The sequence below is a fragment of the Gammaproteobacteria bacterium genome (genome assembly GCA_029880545.1).
Classification (GTDB): domain Bacteria; phylum Pseudomonadota; class Gammaproteobacteria; order Acidiferrobacterales; family SZUA-150; genus JAOUOD01.
In genome coordinates, this window is the sequence record JAOUOD010000008.1 from 65,209 (window position 1) to 90,364 (window position 25,156).

Genomic DNA, 25,156 nt, shown 5'->3' on the forward strand with positions numbered 1-25,156 from the left:
TTCGGGTTGTACAGGCAATTTGTGCCGTGATTTTTTTTCCGGGGTATCCTACCATCGGTCGGCAATCGGAGTAAGACAGGATCATGACAGTAATGGAATTAATCAGACGAGCTGCCTTGTTGGCGCCAATCGTGTTGCTTGGTGCCTGCACCACAACACAAATTCATGAGCGGACCCTGGATAATGGCCTCAAAATCATTGTCCAGGAAAATCACCGGGCACCGGTGGTGGTATCCCAGGTCTGGTACAAGGTTGGTGCCATTGATGAGCCTGAGGGATTGACTGGTATTTCTCATGTACTGGAGCACTTGATGTTCAAGGGTACGAAAACCCTGAAGCCCGGCGAGTTCTCACGTATTATCGCGGCGGAAGGTGGCCGGGAAAACGCTTTTACCGGCAATGATTACACCGCCTACTTCCAGACCCTGGAAAAATCACGCTTGCCAGTGAGTTTCCGCCTGGAAGCGGACCGCATGCAAAACCTGGTTTTCGACGAATCGGAGTTCCAGAAAGAGGCAGCAGTTGTCCGTGAGGAACGTCGCCTGCGTACGGAAGACAATCCCGAGGCGCTGACTTACGAGCAGTTTAATGCCACCGCTTACACCGTGCACCCTTACAGGCATCCCATCGTCGGCTGGATGAAGGACCTGGAGGCGCATACGCTTGATGACATGAAGCAGTGGTACAGCAACTGGTATGCGCCCAATAATGCCACGCTGGTTGTCGCCGGTGATGTGCGGCCTGCCGAGGTGTTCAGTCTTGCAGAACAGTACTTCGGCAAGCTGCCGGTACGAAAGACGGCACGTCGCAACATTCCTGCAGAACCCGCACAAACCAGCGCCAGGCACAGTACTGTCAAGGCGCCGGCAAAAGTACCTTATTACATAACCGGTTATCATGTACCGGTGCTCGGGCACGGCAAGGATGAGGATGTCTACGCGCTCAGTGTGCTGGCAGGCGTACTGGATGGTGGTAACAGCGCGCGCCTGACGCGTGAGCTGGTGCGAGGCAGCCAGGTTGCTGCCTCGGCCGGTGCCGGGTTTAATGGCATGGCGCGCGGCCCGGGCATGTTCATGCTCGATGGCACACCGGCTTCCGGCAAGACCGTGGCCGAACTTGAATCCGCGCTGATGCAACAGGTTGAGCGCCTGAAGCAGGAAATGGTCAGCGAGGATGAGTTAAAGCGTATCAAGGCGCAGGTGCTGGCCAGCGATATATTTGGCCGGGATTCGGTGTTTTACCAGGCTATGCGCATCGGCATGATGGAAACCATTGGCCTTGATTACCGCACCATGGATGATTACCTCGACAATATCAAGAAGGTAACACCTGAAAAGATGCGTGAGGTGGCGCAAAAATACCTGGTTGTCAGCAACCAGACAACAACGGTGCTGGAGCCTCAGCCCATGAACACCAAGTCACGTCGCAAGCCGATGCCGGGAGGTGGTCATGGGCGTCATTAAATCTGTCGTAACATTTGTATTGCTGGGACTGGCTGCCAGTGCGCTGGCCGGGCCTGACATTCAGACCTGGAAACTGGATAACGGCACGAAAGTATTGTTTGTGCCGGCGCGTGATCTGCCCATGGTTCAGCTGAGCCTGGTGTTTGATGCCGGCAGTGCGCGTGACCCGGAACATCGATCCGGCCTGGCCGGATTTGTTGCCGGCATGCTGGAAGAGGGCGCCGCCGGCCTGACGGCCAACCAGGTGGCAGATGGATTTGAATCCCTGGGTGCCGAGTTCAGTGCCGGTGTTGATAACGACATGGCCATGATAAACCTGCGTAGCCTGGCGGACAGCGACTATCTTGATCCGGCCATTGAATTGATGCAGAAACTGGTCACCCGTCCGGATTTTCCTGAAGCCAGCCTCGCTCGTGAGCGCGCGCGTGCCATCGTGGGTTTCGCTCGTGCGCGGCAGCAGCCGGACTATATCGGGAAAATCCGGTTCTTTGATGCCATGTACGGCAAGCATCCCTACGCGCATCAAACTGAAGGCGATGAAGCCAGTGTCAAGACGATAGCTGTTGACGACCTGAAGCAGTTCCACAAGCAGTTTTACGTAGGCAACAACGCCGTGTTGGCCATAGTAGGTGATCTATCAGGCAAGGCTGCAAGGACATTGGCAAACAGGCTTGCCGGCACACTGCCAGCCGGTAACAGCGCCACTGATATTCCGAAAGTGTCGTTACCCGCCGCTTCCTACAAAAAACATATTCCGTTCCAGTCCACGCAGACCCATATCTTTATTGGCCAGCCGGGCATGTCGCGCACGGACCCTGATTACTTCAGTCTTTATGTCGGTAACTATATCCTGGGTGGCGGCGGTTTTGTTTCGCGGCTGATGGACCAGGTGCGTGAAAAGCAGGGACTGGCTTACAGTGTCTACAGTTATTTCTGGCCATTGCGCGAGCCCGGACCTTTCCAGATCGGCATGCAAACCAAGAACAGCGAACGCGACAAGGCACTGGCGTTGCTGGACAGGATACTGCGCGATTTTGTAAAGAACGGTCCAACTGATGCGGAATTGAAGGCTGCCAAGCAAAACCTGACCGGCGGTTTCCCCATGCGTATAGATAGCAACAAGAAAATCAGCGGCTATCTTGCGGTCATCGGGTTCTATGACTTGCCGCTGGATTATATTGACCGGTTCATCGGCAATGTTGAAGCCGTCACCGTTGAAAGCATCCGCGATGCGTTCCGGCGTCGCGTGCACCCTGACAAGATGGTTACCATTACTGTCGGTGGCTAGGGCCGCATTGGCTACGCGAAAACATCATCACTATCCGGGCGTGCTTCGCATTATTGGCGGCCAGTGGCGAGGTCGCAAGTTGCCGGTGCCGGAGAGTGATGGCTTGAGGCCCACGCCCAACCGGGTACGCGAGACCCTGTTTAACTGGCTGCGTCCACACTTGCCCGGTGCCCGGTGCCTGGATGTGACCGCCGGGACCGGGAGCCTTTGTCTCGAGGCCTTGTCGCAAGGCGCTGATAAGGTGGTCATGGTGGAACAGTCGGCTGAGGCCGTGCGTGCGCTGCGCCAGAACCTTGAGTCGCTCGGAGCCGGTGACCGCGCCCAACTGATCCAGGGCGATGGGCTGGCGTTTCTCGATGGCCCGGTTACGCCGGTGGATATTATTTTTCTGGACCCGCCATTTCGCAGTGACCTTGTCGCCCGCTGCTCTCGAAAGATTGCCGAACGTGGCTGGTTGAAATCGGGTGGCCTGGTCTATATTGAAGCCCCGAGGGAAATGAGTCCCTTGCCGATCCCGGACGACTGGTCACTGATTCGCAGCAAAACAGCGGGTAAGGTGGGGTATCATCTGGCCCGATCCGGACATTCTCAGGAGTAACATCGCCATGACGCGCGCCTTGTATCCAGGCACATTCGATCCTATTACCAATGGCCACACAGACCTGGTTCGGCGGGCGGCACGCCTGTTTGATGGTGTGGTCGTGGCGGTGGCGGCCAACCCGGGAAAAACGCCTTTATTTGATCTGGATACGCGCGTTGCCATGGCAACGGACGTGTTGAAAGGAGTCAAGGGGGTCGAGGTGACCGGCTTTGACAACCTGCTGATCAACTGTGTGCGTGAGCATGGAGCCCAGGTGATTCTCCGCGGTCTGCGCGCCGTTTCTGATTTTGAGTATGAATTCCAGATGGCAGGCATGAATCGACGACTCGCCGAAGACGTGGAGACCGTATTCCTGACGCCGTCGGAGGAAGACATGTTTATTTCGGCAACATTGGTCAAGGAAATCGCCGCCTACGGCGGAAACGTGACTGAATTTGTGGACTCCCGTGTGGCGGCTGCGCTGGCTGCCAAGCTGGGAAAATAGGCTATACTGATTGAAATTTGTAGCAGGTGACTTATGGCTTTATTGATTACTGAAGAATGCATTAACTGCGATGTCTGTGAACCCGAGTGCCCCAACGCTGCCATTACCCAGGGTGACGAGATCTACGAGATCAACCCGGACCTGTGTACAGAATGTGTTGGACATTACGAGACGTCACAATGTGTTGAAGTATGTCCGGTAGACTGCATCATCCCGAATCCTGAAAAACAGGAATCGCAGGAAGAGCTGCAATCCAAGTACGAGGCCCTGATGGCCGATGACTGAATCCGGGTTGTATCGGCGTAAAACCCGAATACAGCCAGTCTGCAGGGGTGAGCGAGCAATCTCTCACCCCTTGGTTTTTGGAGAACAGGAATGAACTGCTTGCTCAGGACGACGATTATTGCCGGTTTGACCGGGTTGCTTGCCAGCCATGTTGCCCTGGCTGACCAGAATACGGGCCTGCGGCCCGCCATTGCCTCGGCACATCCGCTGGCCACCCTGGCCGGGATGCGTACCCTGGAGCGGGGCGGTAACGCCTTTGACGCCGCGATAACCGTGAGCGCGGTATTGGCAGTGGTGGAGCCAACCGGATCCGGCATGGGTGGTGGCGGGTTCTGGTTGCTGCACCAGGCGGACAGTGGTCGCCAGGTAATGATTGATGGCAGGGAACGGGCGCCGTTGGCCGCTCACCGCAACATGTACCTTGATTCACAAGGGCAACCGGTACCCGGGTTGTCACTGGATGGGCCACTGGCCGCAGCTATTCCCGGACAGCCGGCAGCGCTGGATTACCTTGCGCGTCACTACGGTCGTCTGCCATTGGTGCAAAGCCTGGCGCCGGCCATTCGTGTTGCGAAGCTTGGCTTTCCTGTGGGCGAGCATTATCGGCAAATGGCCGGGCTCAGGCTTGAAGCACTTCGTGAGCATGGCGCCGGCGCTGTATTTCTTGATAAGGGCCGGCTGCCCGGGCGTGGCTATGTTCTGCGTCAGCCGGATCTTGCCAACATGTTGGAGTTGCTGGCCAAGCACGGGCGCGATGGAATCTACGCGGGCGCCTTCGCCGAGAGGCTGGTAGATGGAGTCCGTGAGGCAGGCGGAATCTGGTCGATGAAGGATCTGGCTGAGTACAACATTGTTGAACGCGAACCAATCAGGTTGAGTTATCGTGGCTATCGGGCAACGTCCGCACCGTTGCCATCATCAGGCGGTATTGTGCTGGCACAAATATTCAACATTCTTGGCGGTTTTGACCTGGCTGCCATCGACCCGGTCAAGCGCAAGCATCTTGTCATCGAAGCCATGCGCCTGGCTTATCGTGATCGTGCCCGTTACCTGGGCGACAGTGACCATGTAAAAGTCAATGTCCAGGAATTGGTTTCAGCCGGCTACACCGATCGCCTGCGCAATGATATTGACCCTGATGCAGCAACACCCAGTACCTTCATGGAGGGTACCGGTGCAACCCGAAACAAGGGCGAAGACACGACACACTTTTCCATTATCGACAAGGATGGTAACCGGGTTGCGGCAACGTTAAGTATCAATTATCCATTTGGTTCGGGTTTCATGGTGCCCGGCACCGGCATGGTGCTGAACAACGAGATGGATGATTTTTCCATCAAGCCCGGAGTGCCGAACGTATACGGGCTGGTAGGCAATGAAGCCAATGCCATCGCCCCGGGCAAGCGGCCGTTATCAAGCATGTCGCCAACATTTATCGAGAATGAAGATAGTGTATTGATAATTGGCACGCCCGGTGGCAGTCGTATTATCAGCATGGTGCTGCTGGCATCACTTGAGATGATGGAAGGGCGCGGCAATGTAAAAGACTGGGTCAGCCTGCCACGTTACCATCACCAGTACCTGCCGGACTCCGTGACTATCGAGCCCGGTGCATTGTCCGTAAAACAACGTTCAGACCTGGAGGCCATGGGCCACAGCATCAACGAGCGTGACGCGAGTTACGGCAACATGCATGCCGTGTACTGGAACAGGAAAGCAGGCAAGCTTGAATCTGCCAGTGATCCGCGTGGAGAAGGAATGGCAAAAACCGGGAACTGATCACTCGCTACAAATTCGTGATGAGCCTGGCCGCCGTCTGAACCGAAAAAACATGATAGTTGCCAATAGCCCTACCTGGCGACCGGGCCCGGAGAGTCGCATGCCCCGGGACGGAAGCTGCGAACTTTGGCATCAGCGCAGGCATGGCAGGCATTGCTGTAGGTCTTCTTTTCCGTTGCCGGGCATGGCGCCTTGATGCACCGTATACCGGTATCGCGGTCAGCACAGACGGGGTTGTAGTCCATGGTGCAAACCTGTGGCCGCGGGTCGGTGCAGGTGCCTGGCTCGGGCAGTGCCTGGGCTGCCAATACATTCTGTGTCGATAATATTAATACGAGCATCAGTATGCTGATGCAGATGAGCAACACAGCTGTAGCCTGTTGCATATGCTGATTGTTCTTTTGGGCAGTCATTTGATACATCCTTCCTGTAACAGAAAACCGTATTGAGCGTTTACACGCCTGGTCGTCGCGTTTGCGCGTGCCGGATCGCATCCATGTTAACACCCGTGTACAACTCGGCTTCATTGTAGTCATATTCGACGCCGGCCCGGCTGATCTGGACAATAACCAGGTTGCGGTCGACATCAGAGCGGTTTTCAGGGCCGCCATGACAAGTGGAAGGATGCAGGGCAATGGCGTCGCCAGGCTCCATAGCCAGTGACACAAGTTCATCGGTCTGACTCATCAATTTGCAATCACCTTCATTATTGCGATGACTGCCGGGAATAACCTGCAAAGCACCATTGGCCGGGGTGACCGGGTCAAGCGCAATCAGGATGCGCAGGAAATCGTCAGCATTTCGCGGGCATATGTACTGGTTGGGATGATCCCGGTGCCAGGCCATGTTGGGACCAATGTGTGCCGGCTTGCGCGTAACATTGGCAAAATTAAATTCAATATTGTTACTGCCCAAAAGTGTTGTTGCGAGTGTTTTCACGGGCTCACCGATAGCGGCGGAAAAGATGCCGGGCAACAGCACAGGCAGGTTGCCGATAATAAATGGCACGGCAGCCAGGGATGCAGCTTCGATACCGGGATTGCGACGGGGGCTTAACACGCTGAGCGGTACAATATCTTTTTGCCAGTATGGGTGAGTCGGAGACAACACCGTCAGCAACTCGTCCAGTTGTTGCCTGAGCCTGCCGGCAGTGACATGGTCGACAAGTCCCCGAACCGGAAGAAAGCCATTGTTGTGGTAGTCTGCGATCATTGGTGTCTCCGGGCGCGGGCAGGTTCATCCATAGACAATGCTGGTCAGCATAACACAAATCAGACTGGCAGAAGCTTTTCCATATACACGCTTAGCGGATCACCGGTGTAGTCGCCGTAAGGCCCTCGGATCGTGTAGCCCAGGGACTTGTACAGGCCAATCGCCTCCGGTTGGTAGATGCCCGTTTCCAGGCGAATGCTGCGAAGTTGTTGCGAGCGAGCCTCTTGTTCGAGAGCCTCCATGATCATTCGACCGCCACCGCGACCGCGATAGGCGTCTATTACAAACAAACGCTTGATTTCTCCGTAGCGTATTTCATCGGACAGGGATTTCAGGGCACCCATGCCGGCAACCGTGCCTTGATCGAACAATCCCACGACCAGAACGTTGCCGCGCGAAAGCGCTTCGATGCCATCAAGGTGACAGCTGTCGGCTGGATAGAGGCTGGTGGTGTAGGTGTCGGACAGGGCAAGCAGCTCCGGAATACCATTGGTTCCGGTTGTCACGGTTTGAACCACGAGGGCTGATGTGGTGTTCTGGTCAGGCACGTTATTGCGACTCCGGGTAACAAAACAGGGCCCGAACATGCGGGCCCTGTGTACTGGCATGTGCTAGTAGTTATCAGGCGCGTCTGGCCTGTGTTTGGCCCCCTTCATCGCGCAGCGCCTGGATAATGGCATCTGCGCGTTTTTCGAAACCGGTTTCCTGGTTGCGGATTCCATCACGGATATGTTCCAGTTCCTTGAGCCGGTCTTCAAGCGTGTCACTGGCCTGGTGGATACGCTTGATGCTTTCAAGGCGACGTCGCAGCTGGATCTGGTGCTCGCGCACCTGCGCTTCCATAGGTGACATGATGGTCTTGAGCCAGGCGTCGGCATCCTTGTTGGCCATCTTGTAGATCATGCGTATCTTGGCCACCGACGAGTCAAAGAACTGGTCGGTAAGGGTCTTTTGTTCTGTGCGCAGGAACGACAGGCTGCGAACAAACTGTTCATGCTTGTCCTGCAGGCGCTTGATCTCGCGCATGTAGCGCATGACAGAGAAATGACCGGGCTTGATGTTGCTGAGACCGTGCTCTTCCTGGAACTTCTTGTAGACGCCTTCCATCAATTCCTTGATTTCCTGGGCCTGCTTTGAAACCTGCTCCATGGTGCCGGTGGTTTCCTTGAAGAAGCTGATCATCAGCGCCTTCAGGCCGCTGGTGGTCAGGCTGATACGCATGTCCTTGCGGGTTTCGGCGATGCGCTTGTCCAGCGCCTTCAGGTTCAGGTGCGTGTACAGCACGTTGGTCTGCTGTGAAAAAATGCTGCGCGTCGCCTGGAAGCGTTGCATGCTCTTTTCAAAAACGGCCTTGTCTTCCTGGACCTTGTTCATCATGTGTTCGATGACATCGATGTTCTTGCCGTTGAGGCTGGACAGTTCATCAATGTGCTCGTACACACCCTTGAGTCGCTGGCCAATCAGGGCGCGTACCGCCTTGATTATGCTTTCAAGATCTTCGGCAACGTTATCGCGAACGATGCCGCGCTTGTCCGGAATCAGTTCACTGCCGAGCGCGTTTTCCAGCCTCAGCAACTGGCTGCGCTCCAGCGTGGCCTGGTCGTTCTTGATTTTGCCGTAAAGACCTTTTTGCGCCGACACCGGGTAGACGTTGTGATCGGACAGCGACAGGATCTTCGCTGTTTCACGAATCTGGCGATCGATTTCGCCGTTTACATCGGCATCAGATTTAAGATCATCCCAGAGGCCGTCAATCTTGTTCAGAACCACCATGCGACCACGCTTGTTGCTGCCCTTGCCCTGGCTGATGTGATCGTGCCAGACATCGATGTCGGACTTGGTAACGCCGGCGTCGGCGGCGAGGATAAACAGTACCGCGTGAGCGCTGGGCAGCATGTTCAGGGTCAGCTCGGGTTCGGCGCCCAGTGCATTCAGGCCCGGGGTATCGAGAATCACCAGGCCTTGTTCCAGCAGCGGATGCGGATAATTGATGATGGCGTGGCGCCACTTGGGTACCTCGACCAGTCCATCGTCGTTGAGCTGGAGACCGATTTCGTTTTCTTCGTGGGCGATGTGGAAGCCCAGTTCCTCGGCTTCGTTGGTGGTGACTTCCTTGATTTCCACTACATGCCGCAGCGCCTTGATCATGCTGTCGGAATTTTTTACGTCCAGCGGTATTTCCTGCCACTCGTCATTGAAGCGGCGGTATTCGCTGATGGTGGTGCCGCCCTTACGTGTTTCTACCGGCAACAGGCGCAGGCAGGGTTTGGTGCCCAGGTCGTACTGCAGCTCGGTGGGACACATGGTGGTGCGCCCGGCCGCCGAGGGCAGAATCCGCTGGCCGAAATTGGCAAAGAAAATGGCGTTAATCAGCTCGGATTTGCCGCGAGAAAATTCGGCGACAAATGCCACGTAAAGTTTGTCGTCGCGCAGGTTGCTCATGACCTGGTCGAGGCGCTGGTCGACGCGGGCGTCACCGAGGTCCTGGTCTTTCAGCCAGGCGCGCAGCTCATCGACGGAATCGAACAGGTTCGTCCGCCAGCCGCTGTACTCCTCTAAATGTTTTTCGATACCCTTGCTACTCATAGGTTTCCCCTTGATGAGTTTATTATTATAGATTCTATTGATAACTTTTCAGCTATCCGACGACCAGCCAGATAGTCGGTTTTTTGATTCGGACAAATGGCCGGGCCTGTATTGACACTGCCTCAAGTTTAGTTGCTTTTACTCGAGTTGAAAACCCAAAATCTACGTAGAATTAGCCAGTTATCGGTTTATTCTAAACGAATTTCTGAGAATTTCACCAAACAGGGCCAGGATTTGGCTCAGTTTTGACAGCGGCGACAATAAAAAAGTGAACGGTTACTGCGCATCAGGCGCTGAATGGCTTGTCCGCAGTTTGGGCAGGCCTGGCCTTCGCGACCATAGACATGCAGGGTTTGCTGGAAATAGCCAGGCTGTCCATCGGCCTGGTGAAAATCGCGCAAGGTGGTGCCGCCTTTCCGAATGGCGGCTTTGAGCACGGATTTGGCTGTAGCGACCAGTTTTTCGGTTTCCGCCCGGGTCAGGCGCCCGGCAGGCCGCGTGGGTCGAATTCCGGCCAGGAACAGCGCCTCGTTAGCGTAGATGTTGCCAATACCGGCGACGATATGGCCGTCCAGCAAAAACTCGCGCAGGGCACGCTTGCGCTTGCGTGACTGCCGGTACAGGTAGTCGGCATTAAAGGCCTCCGACAGCGGTTCCGGGCCGATGTCTTTTAGCAGCGCGTGCTCATCCGGGTGGTGCCCGGCCCAGAGTACCGCGCCAAATCGTCTCGGGTCATGCAGTCGCAACGATTGGCCGTTGGCCAGGTCCAGGGCGACCCGGTCGTGGGGTCGGTAGGGGGTGTCGACAGGTACGACAGCCAGGCTTCCGCTCATGCCGAGATGAACCAGCACCGTCCCCGGAGAGGTATCAATCAGAAGGTACTTGGCGCGTCGGCGTACGCCAACTACTTGTGCGCCCGGTAACTTCGTGCACAGGCTGCGCGGTACCGGCCAGCGTAATTTAGCCTGGCGAATGTGTACTCTATTGATGGTTTGGCCGGCCAGTAGCGGTTCAATACCTCGCCGGGCGGTTTCCACCTCGGGCAGTTCGGGCATTAGTCAGCCTTTTTTGCCGGTGTGCCGGGCTCCGGTTTGGCAGCCGGTTTCAATGTTAACAACCGGTTGCCGATATCGGCGGCAAAACGGTACTCCAGTGCTTCATCCGGGCGATACAGGACAAATTCAGGCTCATAGCCAAGAATGCCGAGCCGAGTCGTGACAGGCTTGGCGTCGCCAGAATCGGTTTTCATGACCGCGTTGATCCAGCGTTGTACCGGTTTATTGCTGTACCGGTCTACTGACAGGGCATGGGCCAGGCGCCATTCGTTGATGAAGCCGTTAATGGTGTCGGCGCTGATATTCTTGTCAGTCGGAGCCAGCTGCCAGCTGCCATTCTGGTACTGGAGTTTCTGTTCACCTAGATCCAGCGCTACCAGCTTGTGGTTTTCTTCCAGCAAGGACGTGCTGAGGAAGTCTGTATACCGGTTTTCAGTCATACGCAAAGAGTTGGACGAAACCAGCAATACCGCGTCGCCGGTCTGAACGTAGCGCTGTTCCTTGAGTGGGTGCTTGTGACCGATAGTGATCTCGGTCCGGTTGAACGTGATCCGCGTAGCGGTACTGCCAAGGCCGTAGCCCGTTGCCGACTTGCCGTCGAGGGCAAGACGCAGACCGGATTTGTCGGCAGCGATTTTGAGCAGGCCGCTGATGTTGAAGCGGTTGGCGCGGGCGTTGACCGGCGCGGTCATGCGCCAATTGCCATCGATTATTTCGAATACCATGGCATCGTTACCTGGTTGCCGTAGTTCGATGCGTTGAATGTCGCCGGGCTTTAATTGACTGACCGGGTATTCCGGTTTTGCTTCCTTGCCGGGTTGCAGTTTGACCAGCAACAACAGTACGGCAATGATGCCAACAAGTGCTAGGTTGATAAGCCAGCGATTTTTCATTGTACTGGTTGCTTCCTCAATACTTGCGACGACGCCACCAGACCAGCACACCGGTGACAATCAGGGCTAGCGGAATAAATACCATGAAGATCAGGGCAATAGTGATTTGCGCAGTGTGTGACAGGTTCAGCCCCTGGTCGCTACCGGCGCGCACCGGAATGGAAACATAAGCGTCGTCCTGGCTCAGCCAGTTGGCCATGCTCAGGCCAAGATCAAGATTGCCAACATTGCCCAGGTAGCTGTTGGACAGAAAATCGCCATCAGCAATCACCAGGATTCGTTGCTCCGCGCCTTTATCCTGCTTGCCGTTGTCGCGACTGAAACTGATGGCAACGGTAACCGGTCCTTGAGTGTCCCGACCCTTGTCGAATTGCACGCCAGCATCAAGGCGACCGGTTTCGACCCAGGTATTTTCTCGTGTATCCAGGACAATAGCGGGTTTCCAGCCGCTATTTTCCGTTTCATCCTGGTGCTGTATGGCGCCGACTGTCGGGAACACGGTCATGGTGCTGAAATTCTTGACGATGGGGTGGCTGTTGTAGCTGGCCATGATTACGTTGGCGGCATTGCCGGCGATGAGCTGGCCTTCAGCATCTATGACCATGCCGCGCATGAACTCGATGCCAAATATCTCGGCAATGGGCCGCAGGCTCGCCGTAGCCTTTTCACTGCCGGCGGGGTCATTTAGCCAAAGGAGATTACCACCTTGTTCGATATAGCGGCGTATGGCTTCCACTTCGCCCTTGAGCAGTGCGGTTTGCGGTGAGGCAATAACCAGGGCCGTGGTATTTTCCGGTATGGCAGTGTTCTCGGCGAGATTCAGTGATCGTGCCTTGAATCCACGTTTTTGCAGCTGGTCAGCCCAAAGCGACAGGTCAAAGTTGCGTTGTTTGTCCGGGCTGCGTTCACCGTGGCCGTCGAGAAAGACCAGCCAACGGTCACCGGCGTGACCGAGCCGGGTCAGCGTGTTGGTCAGGTTTTCTTCATTGAGCTTGGTCAGTGTTTCGCGGCTGTTGTTGTACTCCAGCAGCAGCTCACCGTCATACTGAATATTGGCTTCGCGCACTTTTTCCGGGTTCTCGTCGGGATCGACAAACTCCAGCGTGATATCGTTTTTGTGTTTGCGGTAGCGATCAATCAATGCATTGATGGCCTTGCGTCGGCCTTCACGCTTGCTGGCAAAGGCGGTTATGTGTACTGGCTTGTCCAGGGTGTCCAGGGTCTTGATACTGGCTTCTGACAATGAATGACGGCTGCTCTGGGTCCAGTCAAATTCCAGGTGATAGTCCCGCGACAGCCATTGCAGCAGGCCAATGGCCAGCAGAAACAGCAGGACAAAACTGACATTGGCAAGGCGCAACTGTTTGCGTGATTGGGCGGAGAGCTTCATGTTTAACCTCCCAGGCGGTCGGCATCCAGCCGACGTACGCTCATTACCAGGAACGTGGTAATGAACAGCAACAGGTATATAGCATCGGCGCTGTCAAAGACGCCGCGTAAAAACGGCTCATAGTGATTCAGCAACGACATATAGGCGAGCAGGCTTTCATCGCCGGAACCGGAAAGATCCAGTATCCAGAACAGCAAGGCAACGCCGAAACTGCTGATGGCGGCCACGGTTGGTGTTTGTGTCAGCGTTGACATAAACAGGCCGACGGCGGCGAATGCTGCCAGCATCAGGCCAAGGCCCAGTACACCGGCAGCCAGCAGGCCAAAGTCAATGCTGCCACCGGCGAGCAAAGACAGTGGCATTAACGTGATCATGAACAGTACCAGCATCAGGAAAAAGACGATGCCCAGGTACTTGCCTAATACAATCTCTGTCATGGTAACCGGTGCCGAGAACAGCAGGCTCAGTGTGCGGTTGCGGCGCTCCTCGCTGACAAGGCGCATGGTGATCAGCGGCACTACCAGCAAAAGGATGATGGCGGCGTTGCCAAACAGTGGCGCCACGATAATCTCGGTCAGACCGGGTGCATCGGCCATGCCGAGTAACTGGCTTTGCCACTGGAGATATTGTTCCACATGACCCAGGAACAGGTATGACAGGATCATCTGGACCACGGCCAGGATCACCCAGGCAAGAGGTGACAGGAACAAGGTACGGAACTCACGCCAGGCTATGGTTCTGATCATGCTGCATCCTCCGGATCTGCCTTGTGCGAGTTCTCCGTGGTGGTGAGTTCAACAAAAATATCTTCCAGTGAAATTCGCCCCGGGCGTAATTCCGCGAGGCCCCAGTTGTTTTCCACGGATGTTTTCACCAGTGCGTCGGTCGGGTCGTCGCCGACTTCATGTACCGCACGAATGTAGTCATCTTTTTCCAGGGTTGCCTTGAGGATGCCGGGAATGCTTTCCACCTGGGCCGTGGTTGGTGCCCGCCGAAAGCGCAGTGTCAGTGAATTGCCGGCCAGTTGTTGTTCCAGGCCCTCGATAGTATCAGTCATCACCAGTTCTCCCCTGTTGATGATCTGGACCCGGGAGCAGGTCATCTGGATTTCCGGCAGGATATGGCTGGACAGGATAACGCTGTGATCCTGTCCAAGGCCCAGTATCAGTTCGCGAATCTCGCGAATCTGGATCGGATCAAGACCCACGGTTGGTTCATCAAGAATAACAACCGGCGGCATGTGAATAATGGCCTGGGCAATACCCACGCGTTGCTGGTAGCCCTTGGACAGGTTGCCAATGAGTCGCTTGCTGACGTCGGTGAGACCGCACTTCTCCTTGGCGGCATCGCGCGCCGCCAGGCGTTGGCTCCGTTCGATGCGATTCAGCGCGGCTGCATAATCAAGGTATTCATCAACGGTCAATTCGCGGTAAACCGGCGGCTGTTCGGGCAGGTAACCAATGGCGGCTTTTGCCTCTCGCGGATCCTCCAGCAGGTCGTGGCCGGCGATGCTGATACTGCCAACGGAAGGCGCCAGGTTACCGGTGATGATTTGCATGGTCGTGGTTTTGCCGGCACCGTTGGGCCCAAGAAAACCCAGTACTTCACCCTTGGCAACACTGAAGCTGATGTTCTTCACCGCAGGGATGTTGCCGTAAAACCTGGACAGGTCTTTGACTTCTACCAGTACTTCAGACATGGGACTCCCGATTCCTCGTGACCGTGGGCGCACATTGTAAAAACAGGGCCGGTATTGTCAACGGACGCTACCACCGGCCCGAAAAGCAGTTCTAAATGACTACAGCCAGTTGCTCGTCAGCACACCTATGCCGATGCGTGTATTGACATGGTTGTAATCGACAAGGCTTTCACCATAGCCGTGAAACAGTTGCAGGTACAAGCTGAGTTTGCGGTTCTCGGTAACAGGATAACTGAAATCCAGTTGTCCGGCTCCCTTGTTGTCGCCTTTTGACTTGAGATTGTTGCGAAACATCAGGCCAAGATTCACGACGCCATTGCCATAGGCCAAGGTCAGTTCGCCCCTGCCCATATAGTCGAGAATATCCGGATTATCGTCGTTAGCAAGGCTTTCCGGAAACCGGTACCAGGGCTTGATACTGATGGCGTAATCGTGCCGGGCAAAAACAAAATCCAGGTAGGCGCGGTTCCAGCTGCGTGACAAGTCTCCTGACTGGCCATTGGAGTGATGGTTGATGCCCAGGGTAACAAGTGGCAATGCCCAGTTGCCGATCTTCAGGTCCGGAAAGAAATAACCCAGCAGTTCCGGCTCGTGATTGGTTTCACGAAACGGTCGTGAGACTGGTTCGTTATAGGCCTGCCAGAAGGCTTTCTGGGTGTAGGCTGCAAATACGGCGAACCGGTTCCGGGTCGCTTTTTTCTGGATCCATACCGGGTACTTGAGACTCAGGTGAATAATGAGTTCTTCGTGGCCGGGTGCCTCATCATAATACCAGTTAGCCAGGTTGGGTTCGTCGGCGTAGGAATACAGCAGTACATAATTGGGCCGGTGAGGCAGTAGCGCAAATTCCTTCATGACCAGTTCGCGCTCATGAAGAATGCGATGTTCCAGGCGACTGCGCCGGGCAGATCCCGGTGACTGGTTTTGTTCGCCATCGATACTGGTTGCTGCCCCGGCATCCTGGTCGCTGCTTTCCGGTTGAGCCGTCGCGGGCGTTGCCGTGCCTGCAAGTTCGTGGTCAGGAGCAGGATCGGCCTGGTTGACATCCCGGGCAGGTGCGGCAGGTGCGGTCATCAAGGCCAGAGCGAGCACTACAGCCGGTGCCAGGGTCTTCAGGGGTTCGCGCATGGGCATCCTTCTCCATGAGGTCGGGTAATGGTCGCCTGCAACTATCTGTGGAACACCCGTTATCGTCAAGCACCGGGTTTGTCCGTTTGCCCGGGAGCCGAGACCTGAAAAATGCCGTATATGGCCCGCCCGGGAGCGTGCCGGCCAGGATTTGTCCTGGGCCTCGCCCGTGGCCGTCAAGGCACGATGTCGTGCAATTTTGACGGCGCTTGCGACCCGGGATGGTGCCGGAGGCCGTAACAGGTACCGGTTCTTGGCGAAGTCGGTGGTTTGCGACTATCCTGTGGTCAGTAACCGTACCGCCGCGATTGCCGAAACAGGCCGGTTCCCGACCACCGGCTGGCCGCGCGGAGACATGCTTGTTTTGGTGTTTCATGCTTGTATAGTCCGAATCTCAGAACAGAATTTCCGAAATCCAGTGACCGAGTACACATGACTTTCAAAATCAAAATCAATCCCGGTGGTTATGAAGTGATCGCCGATGAGGGCGAATCCATAATTGACGCGACCCTGCGCCAGGGCCTGTTGCTGCCATTCGGTTGCCGATGCTCCAGTTGTGGCGCTTGTCGCGGCAAGGTGATTTCCGGTGAGTTTCAGCGCAGTGATGGTGACCCGGACTTGCTGACCGCCGAAGAGATGGCGGCGGGCTATACGCTGTTCTGTGAAACCACGCCATTGTCCGATATGGAAATCGAAGCCGAAGAGGTGATTCTTACCGGTGAAGTGGAAGTCAAAATGATGCCAGGACGCGTTGCCGACATGCGCAAGCTGGCTGACGACGTCATGGAGCTCAAAGTCCGGATCCCGGAAAACCAGAAACTGCTGTTTTTTGCCGGTCAGTATATGAATTTCCTGCTTGATGGCGGCAAGCGTCGCAGCTACTCCATTGCCAATGCGCCGCATGACGATGAGTTTCTCCAGTTTCACGTTCGTCTCGTGGAAGGCGGCATGTATTCCGGTCACGTGTTTGAGAAGATGCAGGCGAAGGACCTGGTGCGTCTGAAAGGCCCGATGGGCTCATTCTTTCTTCGCGAAGACTCGGATCGCCCAATCGTATTCATGGCCACGGGCACCGGCTTTGCGCCGATAAAATCCATGGTTGAGCATGCCTGGCGCAAAAATCTCAAGCGACCGATGCACTTGTTCTGGGGCGGTCGTCGGCCTGAAGATTTGTACATGAATGAACTGGCGCAGCAATGGGCCAGTGAGCATGACAACTTCACTTATACGCCAATGTTGTCACGGGCCGATAGTGGCTGGAGCGGTGAAACCGGTTATGTGCAGGATGCCGTTATCAGGACCTACCCGGACCTTGGCGGCCATGATGTATATGTGTGTGGATCACCGGTAATGATTCATGCGGCCAAGCCGGTATTGCTGGCCCACGGTCTGGATGAGCATCGCCTGCATTTCGATTCATTCGAGTTCGCCAACGACCACAACAAGTAACTCATGGCTGTCAGCGTCGGCACAGCTCCAGCGCCTTGCGATAGGCGTCCATGGCCTTGCCCGTATGACCCTGTTTTTCCATGACCGCTGCCAGTGCCGCGTAATTATCGACGCCGGCATTGAGCTTGATGGCCTTCTCCAGGTGTTTCACCGCCGTGTCCAGGTAGCCGCGGGCAACGTTAATCTGGCCCAGACATAACTGCAATGCCGCGCTGGAAGGTTGTTCCTGTTCCCAGTGTTGGCACGTGTTCAACTGTTTTTCAAGATTGCTGGAGCGCACCTGGCTATAGGCTTCCAGCAGGCACTCGGCCCAATCCGATTCGATGGTTTTGCGTAACAGCGATTCGGCGGCATCGTGTTGATTGTTGTTGGCGAGGCCCTTGGTATAGGTGCAAATCAGGCGAACATTCTGTCGCAAGGCTTTGGGTACGGCTTCCCAGGCCTGTTGCAGTACGTGGGCAGAACCGGCCGGAACCGGTAATCGCAATAACTGGTCATGGGCCTCGATTTCCAGCTGCGCCAGCTCCGGTTCCGGCAACGACTTGTGTCGGCGAATTTCGGCCATGATGGCCGCCAGGCTGGCCCAGTCGCGCAGGGCTTTGTAGCAGTGCGCCAGCAGCAAGGTAGCATAAGCCTGATCGGGTGCTGTGTCGCGCAGCTCGGTCAGGGTGGCCAGAGCCTGTTCGTACTGGCCTGACACCAGCTGCAGTCTGGCCTGGACGCAAGCCACCGCAGAGCCGTTTTGTCCGCTGAGTTTCTGGGCTTCGGCCAGGTATTCATCACGTTTTTCGATTTCGCCGCGGTGCTGGGCGGCAACGGCAGCGCCCAGGTAATTTATCACCGGGACGTCACTGAACCGCAGTTGCCCCAGCAGGTGTGATTCGGCCAGCAACCAGTCGCCGGTGGCCAGTTGCAGCAGTCCCTCGTTGAGCGAACGGCGCGCCTTGCGCGCCTTGCGACCCTGGCGCCAGCTGGCGAGTGTTTCGGGAATGGTCCAGGTGCGAATCGCCATCCAGCCGGCGATATAAAACACAATAACCGTCACGACCAGCAACAACAGGAACAAGGTCAATGGCATTTCGATTGACCACGGTGCGCGGGCGATCAGCACATAGCCATTGTCTTCTATCGCCGCCAGGGTGCCGACAACGACAAGGACAAGAGCGACGAGAATGTAGGCGAGCAGTTTCATCGTATTATGTTATTCGGCCACGGGCTCTTTGATGCTGCGCAGGGTTTTCAGTGATCTGCTGATGTCCGGCAGGCTTATAGCGATATCGGTTTTTGCCAGCTTGTCCAGTTCCTCGAGCATGGCGGCTGAAGCCGGCGCCTTGGCATCAAAATAGGTCTTGATCCAGGTGGTGGCCGTGGTCAATGAGTGCTCGAAACTGGCCTTGTCATTGGCCAGCAGTGCGTGGCGGGCACCGGAAATCATCAACTTGAGATTTTCCCGCAGGAACCAGGTTTGCTCCGGTGGCAGCAATGGCAGCTGTTGCTCGACGTTGTCGCGGATACGAATCAGGCTGCGCACGTCGTTCCAGAATTCCTGCAAAAAACCCTGGTCCGCAATTTCAGCGCCAGCCTGCATTTCATTCTTCAGGGATTGCGCCCGAGTGGTCACGCTCAATGGCAGGGTGCCGGTGTTCTGCATCAGCGCTTCAAGCTGTGACACCATGCCGACCCGGTCGACCGGGTTGAGTTCCTTGAGTTGTGCGATTTCCTTGCTGATGGCTTTGCGAACCGACATCAATTGCGGGTCTGCCAGGGAGCGCAGTTGCTGATCCGCAGTCTCCAGCGTGGCGATGGCTGAAGGGATGTCGCGGGCCAGTTGCAGGCGGTGATTGGCAATGATTAGCAATTGCTCGGTTTCTGTCAGCGCCCAGCCGCGGCGATCGCGGCCGAGTTTCGAGAAAGCCTGTTCTATGGCATCGCGGATAACCTGCTGGTTTTCCGCCAGCTCGTTGAGCATCTGCTGGTGATTGCCCAGGGTTTCCTGCTGACCACGGTTATCTTCAATCAATAATTCGGTGGTGGCGCCCAGGCTGCCTTCCAGTAATTCAGGATTCTTGTTAACCAGCAACCATGTCAGGTATCCAGTGCCTGCCAGTGCAGTCAGTGACAACAGCAAGGCGAGACCGCCGGCGACCGAGCTGCTGCCGGATCGCCTTGAAGAAGTTCGGTTGGTGTCGTGCTCAATCGCTGGCTTGCCGGCAGAGGGGTCACCAGGTTTGGACGAATCCGGTTTGTTATCAGTTGTCGTGCTCATTGTTCACCGGCGCATGGGTTGTTGCGGTCATTATAGGGGATTTTGTCGGTCGTGACACAAGCGCCGAATCAGGCCTGGACAGCCTGCTTGCGCCACGTGTTCAATGTCGCCAGGATGGCGTCGTCGGTAGCGCGATCAGCGGTATAAACCTGCCCAAACCCCAGTTCACCTGCCACCTCGGCCATTCGCGGGCTGACGACGATTACCGGCAACTGTTTCAGCTGCGGCAGGTTATGCGTGACTGTCATCGTAACGAGGTTACGCAAGGCGTCCGAGCTGGTTACGACCACTGCATCAAGAGCCTTGTCGGCAATCATCCTGTTGAGTGTTTCGGGATCTTCTTCCGGCAGCATGCGCTGGTAGCATTCGATGTAGTCCACCTGCGCTCCGCGCTGTTCAAGGGTTTCACGTAGCAGTTCGCGTCCGCCATTGCCCCTGAATATGAGCGCCTGTTTGCCATGCATATCGCTAAACTCGGACCGGGATAACAGGCCCTCGCTGGTAAACGTGTTGTCCGGACGAATAACATGCTGGTAGCCCCGGTCCATCAGCGCCTGTTCACTGCCGGCACCAACACAGGCCAGAAGCAGCTGCCCTGGCAGTTGCCCGACCAGTGCCTCGGTGGCGTCAAGGCCGTAATTCACCGCGTTTGGGCTGATAAAAAATGCCACATCCACCTGTGACAATTGCCGGATCAGTTGCTGTTCGCGATCAGAGAGCGGTTTCGCGCCGATTGCCAGCGCCGGAAAAACCGGTGCCAGGCCGCCGGCCTGCTCAATCATGTCTACCAATGGCCCGGCCTGGTGACGTGGTCGAGTGACCAGGATGCGAGCGCCGTCGAGATGGAAGGCCGGGGAGGCGGTCATGGTTACTGTTGTTCGTACACGGCTTTCAGAATGTCGGCCGCGCCCTGGGCCAACAGGTCATCAGCAAGCGCAGTACCGAGCCGTTCCGCCTCATCGGCGCGCCCGCTAATACTGGCGCGAACGGTATGTTTGCCATCGGTGTGCCCTACCAGGCCGCGCATGGACAGGGTATCGCCATTCAGCTCTGCAAAACCGGCAATAGGCACCTGGCAGCCGCCTTCAAGGCGCGTATTCATGGCCCGTTCCGCGCGCACGCAGCGCGCTGTGGGCTCGTGATTGAGCTGCTGAATCAGCGCATTGACCACGTCATCGTTAGTGCGGGTTTCAATGCACACTGCGCCCTGGCCCACTGCCGGAAGTGAGGTGGCGGTATCAATGACATTGCGGATGCGATCAGCAAATCCCAGGCGCTTCAGGCCGGCTGCAGCCAGGATAATGGCGTCATAGTCGCCGGCATCCAGTTTGGCCAGGCGCGTATTGACGTTGCCGCGCAAATCACGAATATCGAGATCAGGCCGTATTGCCCGTAACTGGCACTGGCGTCGCAGGCTGGAGGTACCGACCACAGCGCCCAGCGGCAGATCATCAAGCGCATCATAAGTATTGGAAACAAACGCATCACGCGGGTCTTCGCGTTCGCAGATGGCGGCGATGTGCAGGCCTTCGGGCAGTTCCGCCGGCATGTCCTTGGTGGAATGCACGGCAAGGTCTGCTGAGCCATCCAGCATCCTGGCTTCAAGCTCCTTGATAAACAGGCCCTTACCGCCGATTTTGGCCAGCGGCGTGTCCAGTATCTTGTCGCCCTGGGTGGACATTTTGACAAGCTCAATTGTCAGATTGGGGTTAATGGCGAGCAGCCTATCTCGCACGTATTCGGCCTGCCACAGGGCAAGTTGGCTTTTTCGGGTAGCAATGCGTAGTGTGGTCACGTCTTTTTCTGTTTCTGGTTACGGAAAGATTGGCCAATGGTACGGCTTCAAACCCTCGGGGACAATGAGGCGATTTTTGGTCGTCAATCTGCAGTTTCCGATCAGGTGCGCGAGTTTTTTGAATACTGCGCGAATTAGGGACTAAAATGGGCATGAAACGCGTCCAAGAGCCGTAATGAAGATCAAAATCCCGATAATTATCCTGGTGGCAATGACCGCCTGGGCGACCGTGATACAGGCAGGGGCAGCTTTCAAGGGCTTGCCCAAGGCTACCGATTTGCGCGCTGACAGCCGGTTGGCGCAACGCACACAGCGACCCATTATGGTGTTTTTCGCGTCCGCATATTGTGGCTACTGTGACCTGGTGGCTGAATTGTACCTTCGGCCCATGCTGGAAAGCGGCAGTCACGAGGATCGCATCCTGTTGCGTGTAGTGCAGACCGATGATTCCGCCGGGCGCATGATTGGTTTTGATGGTCGACGCACCTACCACGCCGACTTTGCCAGCCGCCATGCGGCATCACTGACGCCGCTGATCAAGTTTTATGGCCCCGATGGCCGGGAACTGGTGCCGGAAATTTTTGGCTACAACAATCCGGATTACTGGGGTTACTACCTCGAAGAGGCCATCAACCTGGCAGTGAAGAAACTGCGCGCCTCATCCTGAAAATCGATTCGATAATCTGCAAGCCATGCCCGGGACCAGGCGCCCCGGGATCCGCGTAACTCTACAGTTTGTTGCGGGCCCATTTCCTGACCGATGCTGCATGACGTCGACTGACATCCAGCTTGCGGTCCTCGATGCCCTTGATACTGACCTGCCAGGTGCCGGAAGGGCTTTTTTCAATACCCTTGATGAACTCCCGGGCGACCAGGGCGTTGCGGTGAATGCGCAGGAAGCGTTCGCCAAACTCCTTTTCGAGATTCACCAGTGAATCCTCGATCAGGTGTTCCTCTTTTTCCGTGCGCACAACAACGTACTTGCTGTCAGCAAGGAAAAAACAGATATCGGCAATTGGTACAAGGCGGATGTTGCCGCGCATGTGTACGCTGATATGGGTACGGGCGGCCGGTTCCTCGCGCGCGTCGTTGATTTCCTGTATTTGTTTTTGTGTAAGCTTGCGCGCCTTGACCAGTGCATTGGCGAGACGATCCTTGCGAATGGGTTTGAGCAGGTAATCGACCGCGTTCACTTCGAAGGCATCAAGGGCGTGCTGGTCATAAGCGGTGGTAAAAATCACCGATGGCGGGTTTTCCATGCCCATTAAATGCATGGCGGCCTCGAGCCCATCCATACCGGGCATGCGAATATCCATCAGCAAGATATCCGGGTTGAGCTCCGAGGCTTTTTCAACGGCTTCATTGCCATTCGTGCCCTCGCCAATGACTGTGTGGCCGCCAATATCGTTTACCAGTTCTCGCAGACGGTCACGGGCCAGTTTTTCGTCATCAACAATCAGGATTCGCATAGTCCTTCACCTTGGTAGTCCTTATCAATAGGTGTCGCGCACCGGTAATACAACACTAACGATGTAACGGCCTTCACTTTGTTCGGTTTTAAGTCGCGCCTGATCGCCGTAGTGGCTTTCAAAGCGTTGCCGAATATTGTCCAGGGTTTCGTCCATATTGCCATCGGTGGATTTTTTTCGCGCCTTCGGCAGCGGGTTGGCAATCCGTATCCTGATCGTATCATCCTCTTCCCAAAGCGTTACGCTGACAGTGCCACCGCTTGGCAGGCGTTCTATACCATGCGTAATGGCATTTTCCAGTAATGGCTGCAAGGTCAGGATGGGCATAATGGCCTTGCGCGGAAACTTGCCGATGTCCCAGATAACATCAAGACGATTATCGAGCCGCAACTTTTCCAGTGCCAGGTATTTTTCTGCCACCTCGACTTCACGCCGGACCGGCACCATGCTTTCCTCGTTGTTCAGCATCATCCGGAACAATTCCGACATGTCTTCGACTGCATGTTCGGCTTTTTCAGCATCGCTGCGAATCAGGCTGGCAATGATATTCATGGCATTGAACACAAAGTGTGGCCGGATGCGGGATTGCAGCGCCTCAATTCGGGCAGCCGCTTCCGATGCTGTGCGCTTGAGCAGTTCCTGTTTGGTCAGCAAGTATCCCAGCATCAGCAGGTTAATAATGGCGCTGACAGACAGGTTCTGGAAGTGCATATGCGCATACCACTCGGGACGCGGCGTGGAAATCTTTCCGGCACCGTAAAGAATCCATACGGTAAGTTCGTTGACTATGACCGTAATCAGCAGCAACAGCAGGTAGGCGGTCACAAGGGCAAACCGGTCAGGTAGCCGCACCAGGTAGCGCCGCGCCGCGCACAGGCCGCCGGTGCAGGCCAGGGCGATCCACTGGATGAACAGCGAGATTTGCAGCAATGCCTCGAAGTAGTTGTCGAAAAAGATGCTTGGAACCGGCATCACCAGGCTGATAACCAACGCCAGCATTTCGGCGACAACAACAACGTTGATTACCATGCGGCTTTCGCAGAAGTTAGGCAAAAAATGGCTATCACTGTCCAGGAGCTTTTGTGTCCCCATTGGATAGATCAGCTGGTAAAGCCATTCGCGCAGCCGGCTGGCAAACGCCCTGGTTGTGTCTGGATTCATAGTCAGGCGCGAGTTATCGGCATCTTGATTCTGACGTGGTACTGACCACCCTCCTCAAACGACTGCATGCTGGCCGCATTGCCAAACTGGGTTTCCAGTCTTTGACGAATATTGTCCAGGGCAATCTTGTTGCCGGTTGTATGTTTTTTGGCGCTCGACGGGTCCGGCAGGGGATTGCTGATCATGATATTCAGGATCTCGCCCTCGGCCCATAAATCAATTTTGAGCAGCCCCCCACCAAATCGTGTTTCTAACCCGTGATAAATCGCATTTTCCAGCAGTGGTTGCAAGGTCAAAGCCGGTATTTGGGCATTTCGCGGGATATTGCCGACGTTCCACTTGATCTTGAGGCGGTCGCCGAGGCGGATTTTTTCGATTTCGAGGTACTGGCGCGAAATTTCGCGCTCGGCAGAAATGGGCACCAGTTTGCGCGCATCGGCCAGCAACACCCGGAACAGGTCGGCCAGGTCATGCAGGACGGCTTCGGCCTTGTCCGGATCTGTTCGTGTCAGGCTGGCAATGCTGTTCATGCTGTTAAAAAGGAAATGCGGTCGAATTCGAGACTGCAAGGCTTGCATCTGGGCATCTTGCTGGGCTTGCTTGCCGGTCCGGGTACGGTGAACCAGGGCCAGGTAGCGCAGGGCCGGAACACCGATGACGGCCGCGACCAGCAGGCTGCGCAAGATAAACACTTCCCGCCATTCGGGCCAGCGTTCACCGATGAGACCAAAATCATAAAGCAGGAAAATCATCGCTTCAGCGCTTAGAGCCGTAACCAGCAAAAGTACCAGGAAGCTGATGACATTGCCGACTTTGGGGCCGGCACGCTGAATTAAGGGGGAGGTCAGCTTGAGTACGACGACAGTGGAAAACGATACAATCAGGGCGTAGGTAGACAGCAGGTTCAGATCGTACCAGGCCTGTTGGTCAAAGACCGGGTTTCGGCCAATGGTGATGACCAGGGCAACAATTTCCGCCAGCAGGATTAACCGGATGGCGACTCCGAATGAGCCAAAGTCGGGTAAAAAATCTTGGGTTGAATTCCGGGTTTTCACAATACCTGTGCTTTCGTTTGGTTGTCAGGCTGGACGCCAGTGTCTGCCTCTTTTATATAGTGTGCTTGATTCCGGGGGCAAGTCCAGCCTGATGGCCT

At 55.8% G+C, this 25,156-nt stretch carries 25 protein-coding genes; 8 read left to right on the plus strand and 17 right to left on the minus strand.

From position 1 onward, the window contains the following. The first annotated feature begins 92 nt into the window (after positions 1-92). The 6 genes from OEZ10_10545 (at position 93) to ggt (ending at position 5,900) form a co-directional block, all read left to right on the plus strand. A complete protein-coding gene (locus tag OEZ10_10545; protein MDH5633416.1) occupies positions 93-1,463 on the plus strand; it encodes an insulinase family protein in 1,371 nt (456 codons plus the stop codon). Continuing rightward, a complete protein-coding gene (locus OEZ10_10550) occupies positions 1,450-2,751 on the plus strand; it encodes an insulinase family protein (protein ID MDH5633417.1) in 1,302 nt (433 codons plus the stop codon). The genes OEZ10_10545 and OEZ10_10550 overlap by 14 nt, the downstream gene beginning before the upstream one ends. 7 nt (positions 2,752-2,758) lie before the next feature. Continuing rightward, positions 2,759-3,349 carry a 16S rRNA (guanine(966)-N(2))-methyltransferase RsmD gene (gene rsmD / locus OEZ10_10555; GenBank protein ID MDH5633418.1) on the plus strand — a complete coding sequence of 197 codons (591 nt, stop codon included), beginning with the start codon at positions 2,759-2,761 and terminating at the stop codon, positions 3,347-3,349. A gap of 7 nt (positions 3,350-3,356) precedes the next feature. Next, positions 3,357-3,836 (plus strand): pantetheine-phosphate adenylyltransferase, encoded by a 480-nt coding sequence (gene coaD / locus OEZ10_10560; GenBank protein MDH5633419.1) that lies wholly within the window; start codon positions 3,357-3,359, stop codon positions 3,834-3,836. A 33-nt stretch (positions 3,837-3,869) separates the two neighbouring features. Continuing rightward, positions 3,870-4,121 carry a YfhL family 4Fe-4S dicluster ferredoxin gene (locus OEZ10_10565; protein MDH5633420.1) on the plus strand — a complete coding sequence of 84 codons (252 nt, stop codon included), beginning with the start codon at positions 3,870-3,872 and terminating at the stop codon, positions 4,119-4,121. Between the two features lie 90 nt (positions 4,122-4,211). Beyond that, on the plus strand, positions 4,212-5,900 hold the full coding sequence (gene ggt, locus OEZ10_10570) for a gamma-glutamyltransferase (protein ID MDH5633421.1): 1,689 nt from the start codon (positions 4,212-4,214) through the stop codon (positions 5,898-5,900). Positions 5,901-5,971: 71 nt separating this feature from the next. Here the strand turns inward: ggt and OEZ10_10575 are convergent, their stop codons facing one another. From OEZ10_10575 to OEZ10_10620, 10 genes are all read right to left on the minus strand, one after another. Next, positions 5,972-6,313: a hypothetical protein gene (locus OEZ10_10575; GenBank protein MDH5633422.1), complete on the minus strand. Its 342-nt coding sequence runs from the start codon at positions 6,311-6,313 to the stop codon at positions 5,972-5,974. Positions 6,314-6,353: 40 nt separating this feature from the next. Further along, positions 6,354-7,112: a phytanoyl-CoA dioxygenase family protein gene (locus tag OEZ10_10580; protein MDH5633423.1), complete on the minus strand. Its 759-nt coding sequence runs from the start codon at positions 7,110-7,112 to the stop codon at positions 6,354-6,356. A 59-nt stretch (positions 7,113-7,171) separates the two neighbouring features. Beyond that, complete coding sequence (locus OEZ10_10585) at positions 7,172-7,660, minus strand: GNAT family N-acetyltransferase (protein ID MDH5633424.1); 489 nt, start codon at positions 7,658-7,660, stop codon at positions 7,172-7,174. A gap of 73 nt (positions 7,661-7,733) precedes the next feature. After that, positions 7,734-9,698 carry a dynamin family protein gene (locus OEZ10_10590; protein ID MDH5633425.1) on the minus strand — a complete coding sequence of 655 codons (1,965 nt, stop codon included), beginning with the start codon at positions 9,696-9,698 and terminating at the stop codon, positions 7,734-7,736. 239 nt (positions 9,699-9,937) lie between these two features. Beyond that, a complete protein-coding gene (gene mutM, locus OEZ10_10595; GenBank protein MDH5633426.1) occupies positions 9,938-10,753 on the minus strand; it encodes a bifunctional DNA-formamidopyrimidine glycosylase/DNA-(apurinic or apyrimidinic site) lyase in 816 nt (271 codons plus the stop codon). Next, positions 10,753-11,646, minus strand: a complete 894-nt coding sequence (locus OEZ10_10600) for a DUF4340 domain-containing protein (GenBank protein ID MDH5633427.1) — start codon at positions 11,644-11,646, stop codon at positions 10,753-10,755. The genes mutM and OEZ10_10600 overlap by 1 nt, the downstream gene beginning before the upstream one ends. 16 nt (positions 11,647-11,662) lie before the next feature. Continuing rightward, a complete protein-coding gene (locus OEZ10_10605; GenBank protein ID MDH5633428.1) occupies positions 11,663-13,036 on the minus strand; it encodes a GldG family protein in 1,374 nt (457 codons plus the stop codon). A 2-nt stretch (positions 13,037-13,038) separates the two neighbouring features. Next, the gene (locus OEZ10_10610) at positions 13,039-13,782 is read right to left on the minus strand and encodes an ABC transporter permease subunit (GenBank protein ID MDH5633429.1); all 744 of its coding nucleotides are present in this window, start codon (positions 13,780-13,782) and stop codon (positions 13,039-13,041) included. Further along, complete coding sequence (locus tag OEZ10_10615) at positions 13,779-14,735, minus strand: ABC transporter ATP-binding protein (GenBank protein MDH5633430.1); 957 nt, start codon at positions 14,733-14,735, stop codon at positions 13,779-13,781. Before OEZ10_10615 ends, OEZ10_10610 begins: the two co-directional genes overlap by 4 nt. Before the next feature lie 99 nt (positions 14,736-14,834). Next, entirely contained in the window at positions 14,835-15,863 is a 1,029-nt protein-coding gene (locus tag OEZ10_10620) for a phospholipase A (GenBank protein ID MDH5633431.1), read from the minus strand. Between the two features lie 432 nt (positions 15,864-16,295). Here OEZ10_10620 and OEZ10_10625 point away from each other — a divergent pair, with 432 nt between their 5' ends. Beyond that, positions 16,296-17,312 carry a CDP-6-deoxy-delta-3,4-glucoseen reductase gene (locus OEZ10_10625; GenBank protein ID MDH5633432.1) on the plus strand — a complete coding sequence of 339 codons (1,017 nt, stop codon included), beginning with the start codon at positions 16,296-16,298 and terminating at the stop codon, positions 17,310-17,312. A gap of 10 nt (positions 17,313-17,322) precedes the next feature. Here OEZ10_10625 and OEZ10_10630 read toward each other — a convergent pair whose 3' ends face one another. The 4 genes from OEZ10_10630 to hemC all read right to left on the minus strand — a co-directional run bounded on the left by OEZ10_10630 (position 17,323) and on the right by hemC (position 21,373). Continuing rightward, complete coding sequence (locus OEZ10_10630; GenBank protein ID MDH5633433.1) at positions 17,323-18,504, minus strand: hypothetical protein; 1,182 nt, start codon at positions 18,502-18,504, stop codon at positions 17,323-17,325. 9 nt (positions 18,505-18,513) lie between these two features. Further along, on the minus strand, positions 18,514-19,578 hold the full coding sequence (locus OEZ10_10635; protein ID MDH5633434.1) for a uroporphyrinogen-III C-methyltransferase: 1,065 nt from the start codon (positions 19,576-19,578) through the stop codon (positions 18,514-18,516). A gap of 68 nt (positions 19,579-19,646) precedes the next feature. Beyond that, positions 19,647-20,444 (minus strand): uroporphyrinogen-III synthase, encoded by a 798-nt coding sequence (locus OEZ10_10640; protein MDH5633435.1) that lies wholly within the window; start codon positions 20,442-20,444, stop codon positions 19,647-19,649. Between the two features lie 2 nt (positions 20,445-20,446). Next, complete coding sequence (gene hemC, locus OEZ10_10645) at positions 20,447-21,373, minus strand: hydroxymethylbilane synthase (GenBank protein MDH5633436.1); 927 nt, start codon at positions 21,371-21,373, stop codon at positions 20,447-20,449. A 175-nt stretch (positions 21,374-21,548) separates the two neighbouring features. Between hemC and OEZ10_10650 the strand changes: the two genes are divergently transcribed. After that, a complete protein-coding gene (locus tag OEZ10_10650; protein MDH5633437.1) occupies positions 21,549-22,040 on the plus strand; it encodes a thioredoxin family protein in 492 nt (163 codons plus the stop codon). Between the two features lie 61 nt (positions 22,041-22,101). On the opposite strand, the gene OEZ10_10655 is transcribed toward OEZ10_10650, so the two are convergent. From OEZ10_10655 to OEZ10_10665, 3 genes are read right to left on the minus strand one after another with little or no spacing between them, the layout of a single operon-like run. Beyond that, positions 22,102-22,842: a LytTR family DNA-binding domain-containing protein gene (locus OEZ10_10655; protein MDH5633438.1), complete on the minus strand. Its 741-nt coding sequence runs from the start codon at positions 22,840-22,842 to the stop codon at positions 22,102-22,104. Positions 22,843-22,866: 24 nt separating this feature from the next. Then, positions 22,867-24,003, minus strand: a complete 1,137-nt coding sequence (locus OEZ10_10660) for a histidine kinase (protein ID MDH5633439.1) — start codon at positions 24,001-24,003, stop codon at positions 22,867-22,869. Between the two features lie 2 nt (positions 24,004-24,005). Further along, the gene (locus tag OEZ10_10665) at positions 24,006-25,058 is read right to left on the minus strand and encodes a histidine kinase (protein ID MDH5633440.1); all 1,053 of its coding nucleotides are present in this window, start codon (positions 25,056-25,058) and stop codon (positions 24,006-24,008) included. Positions 25,059-25,156 lie beyond the last annotated feature (98 nt).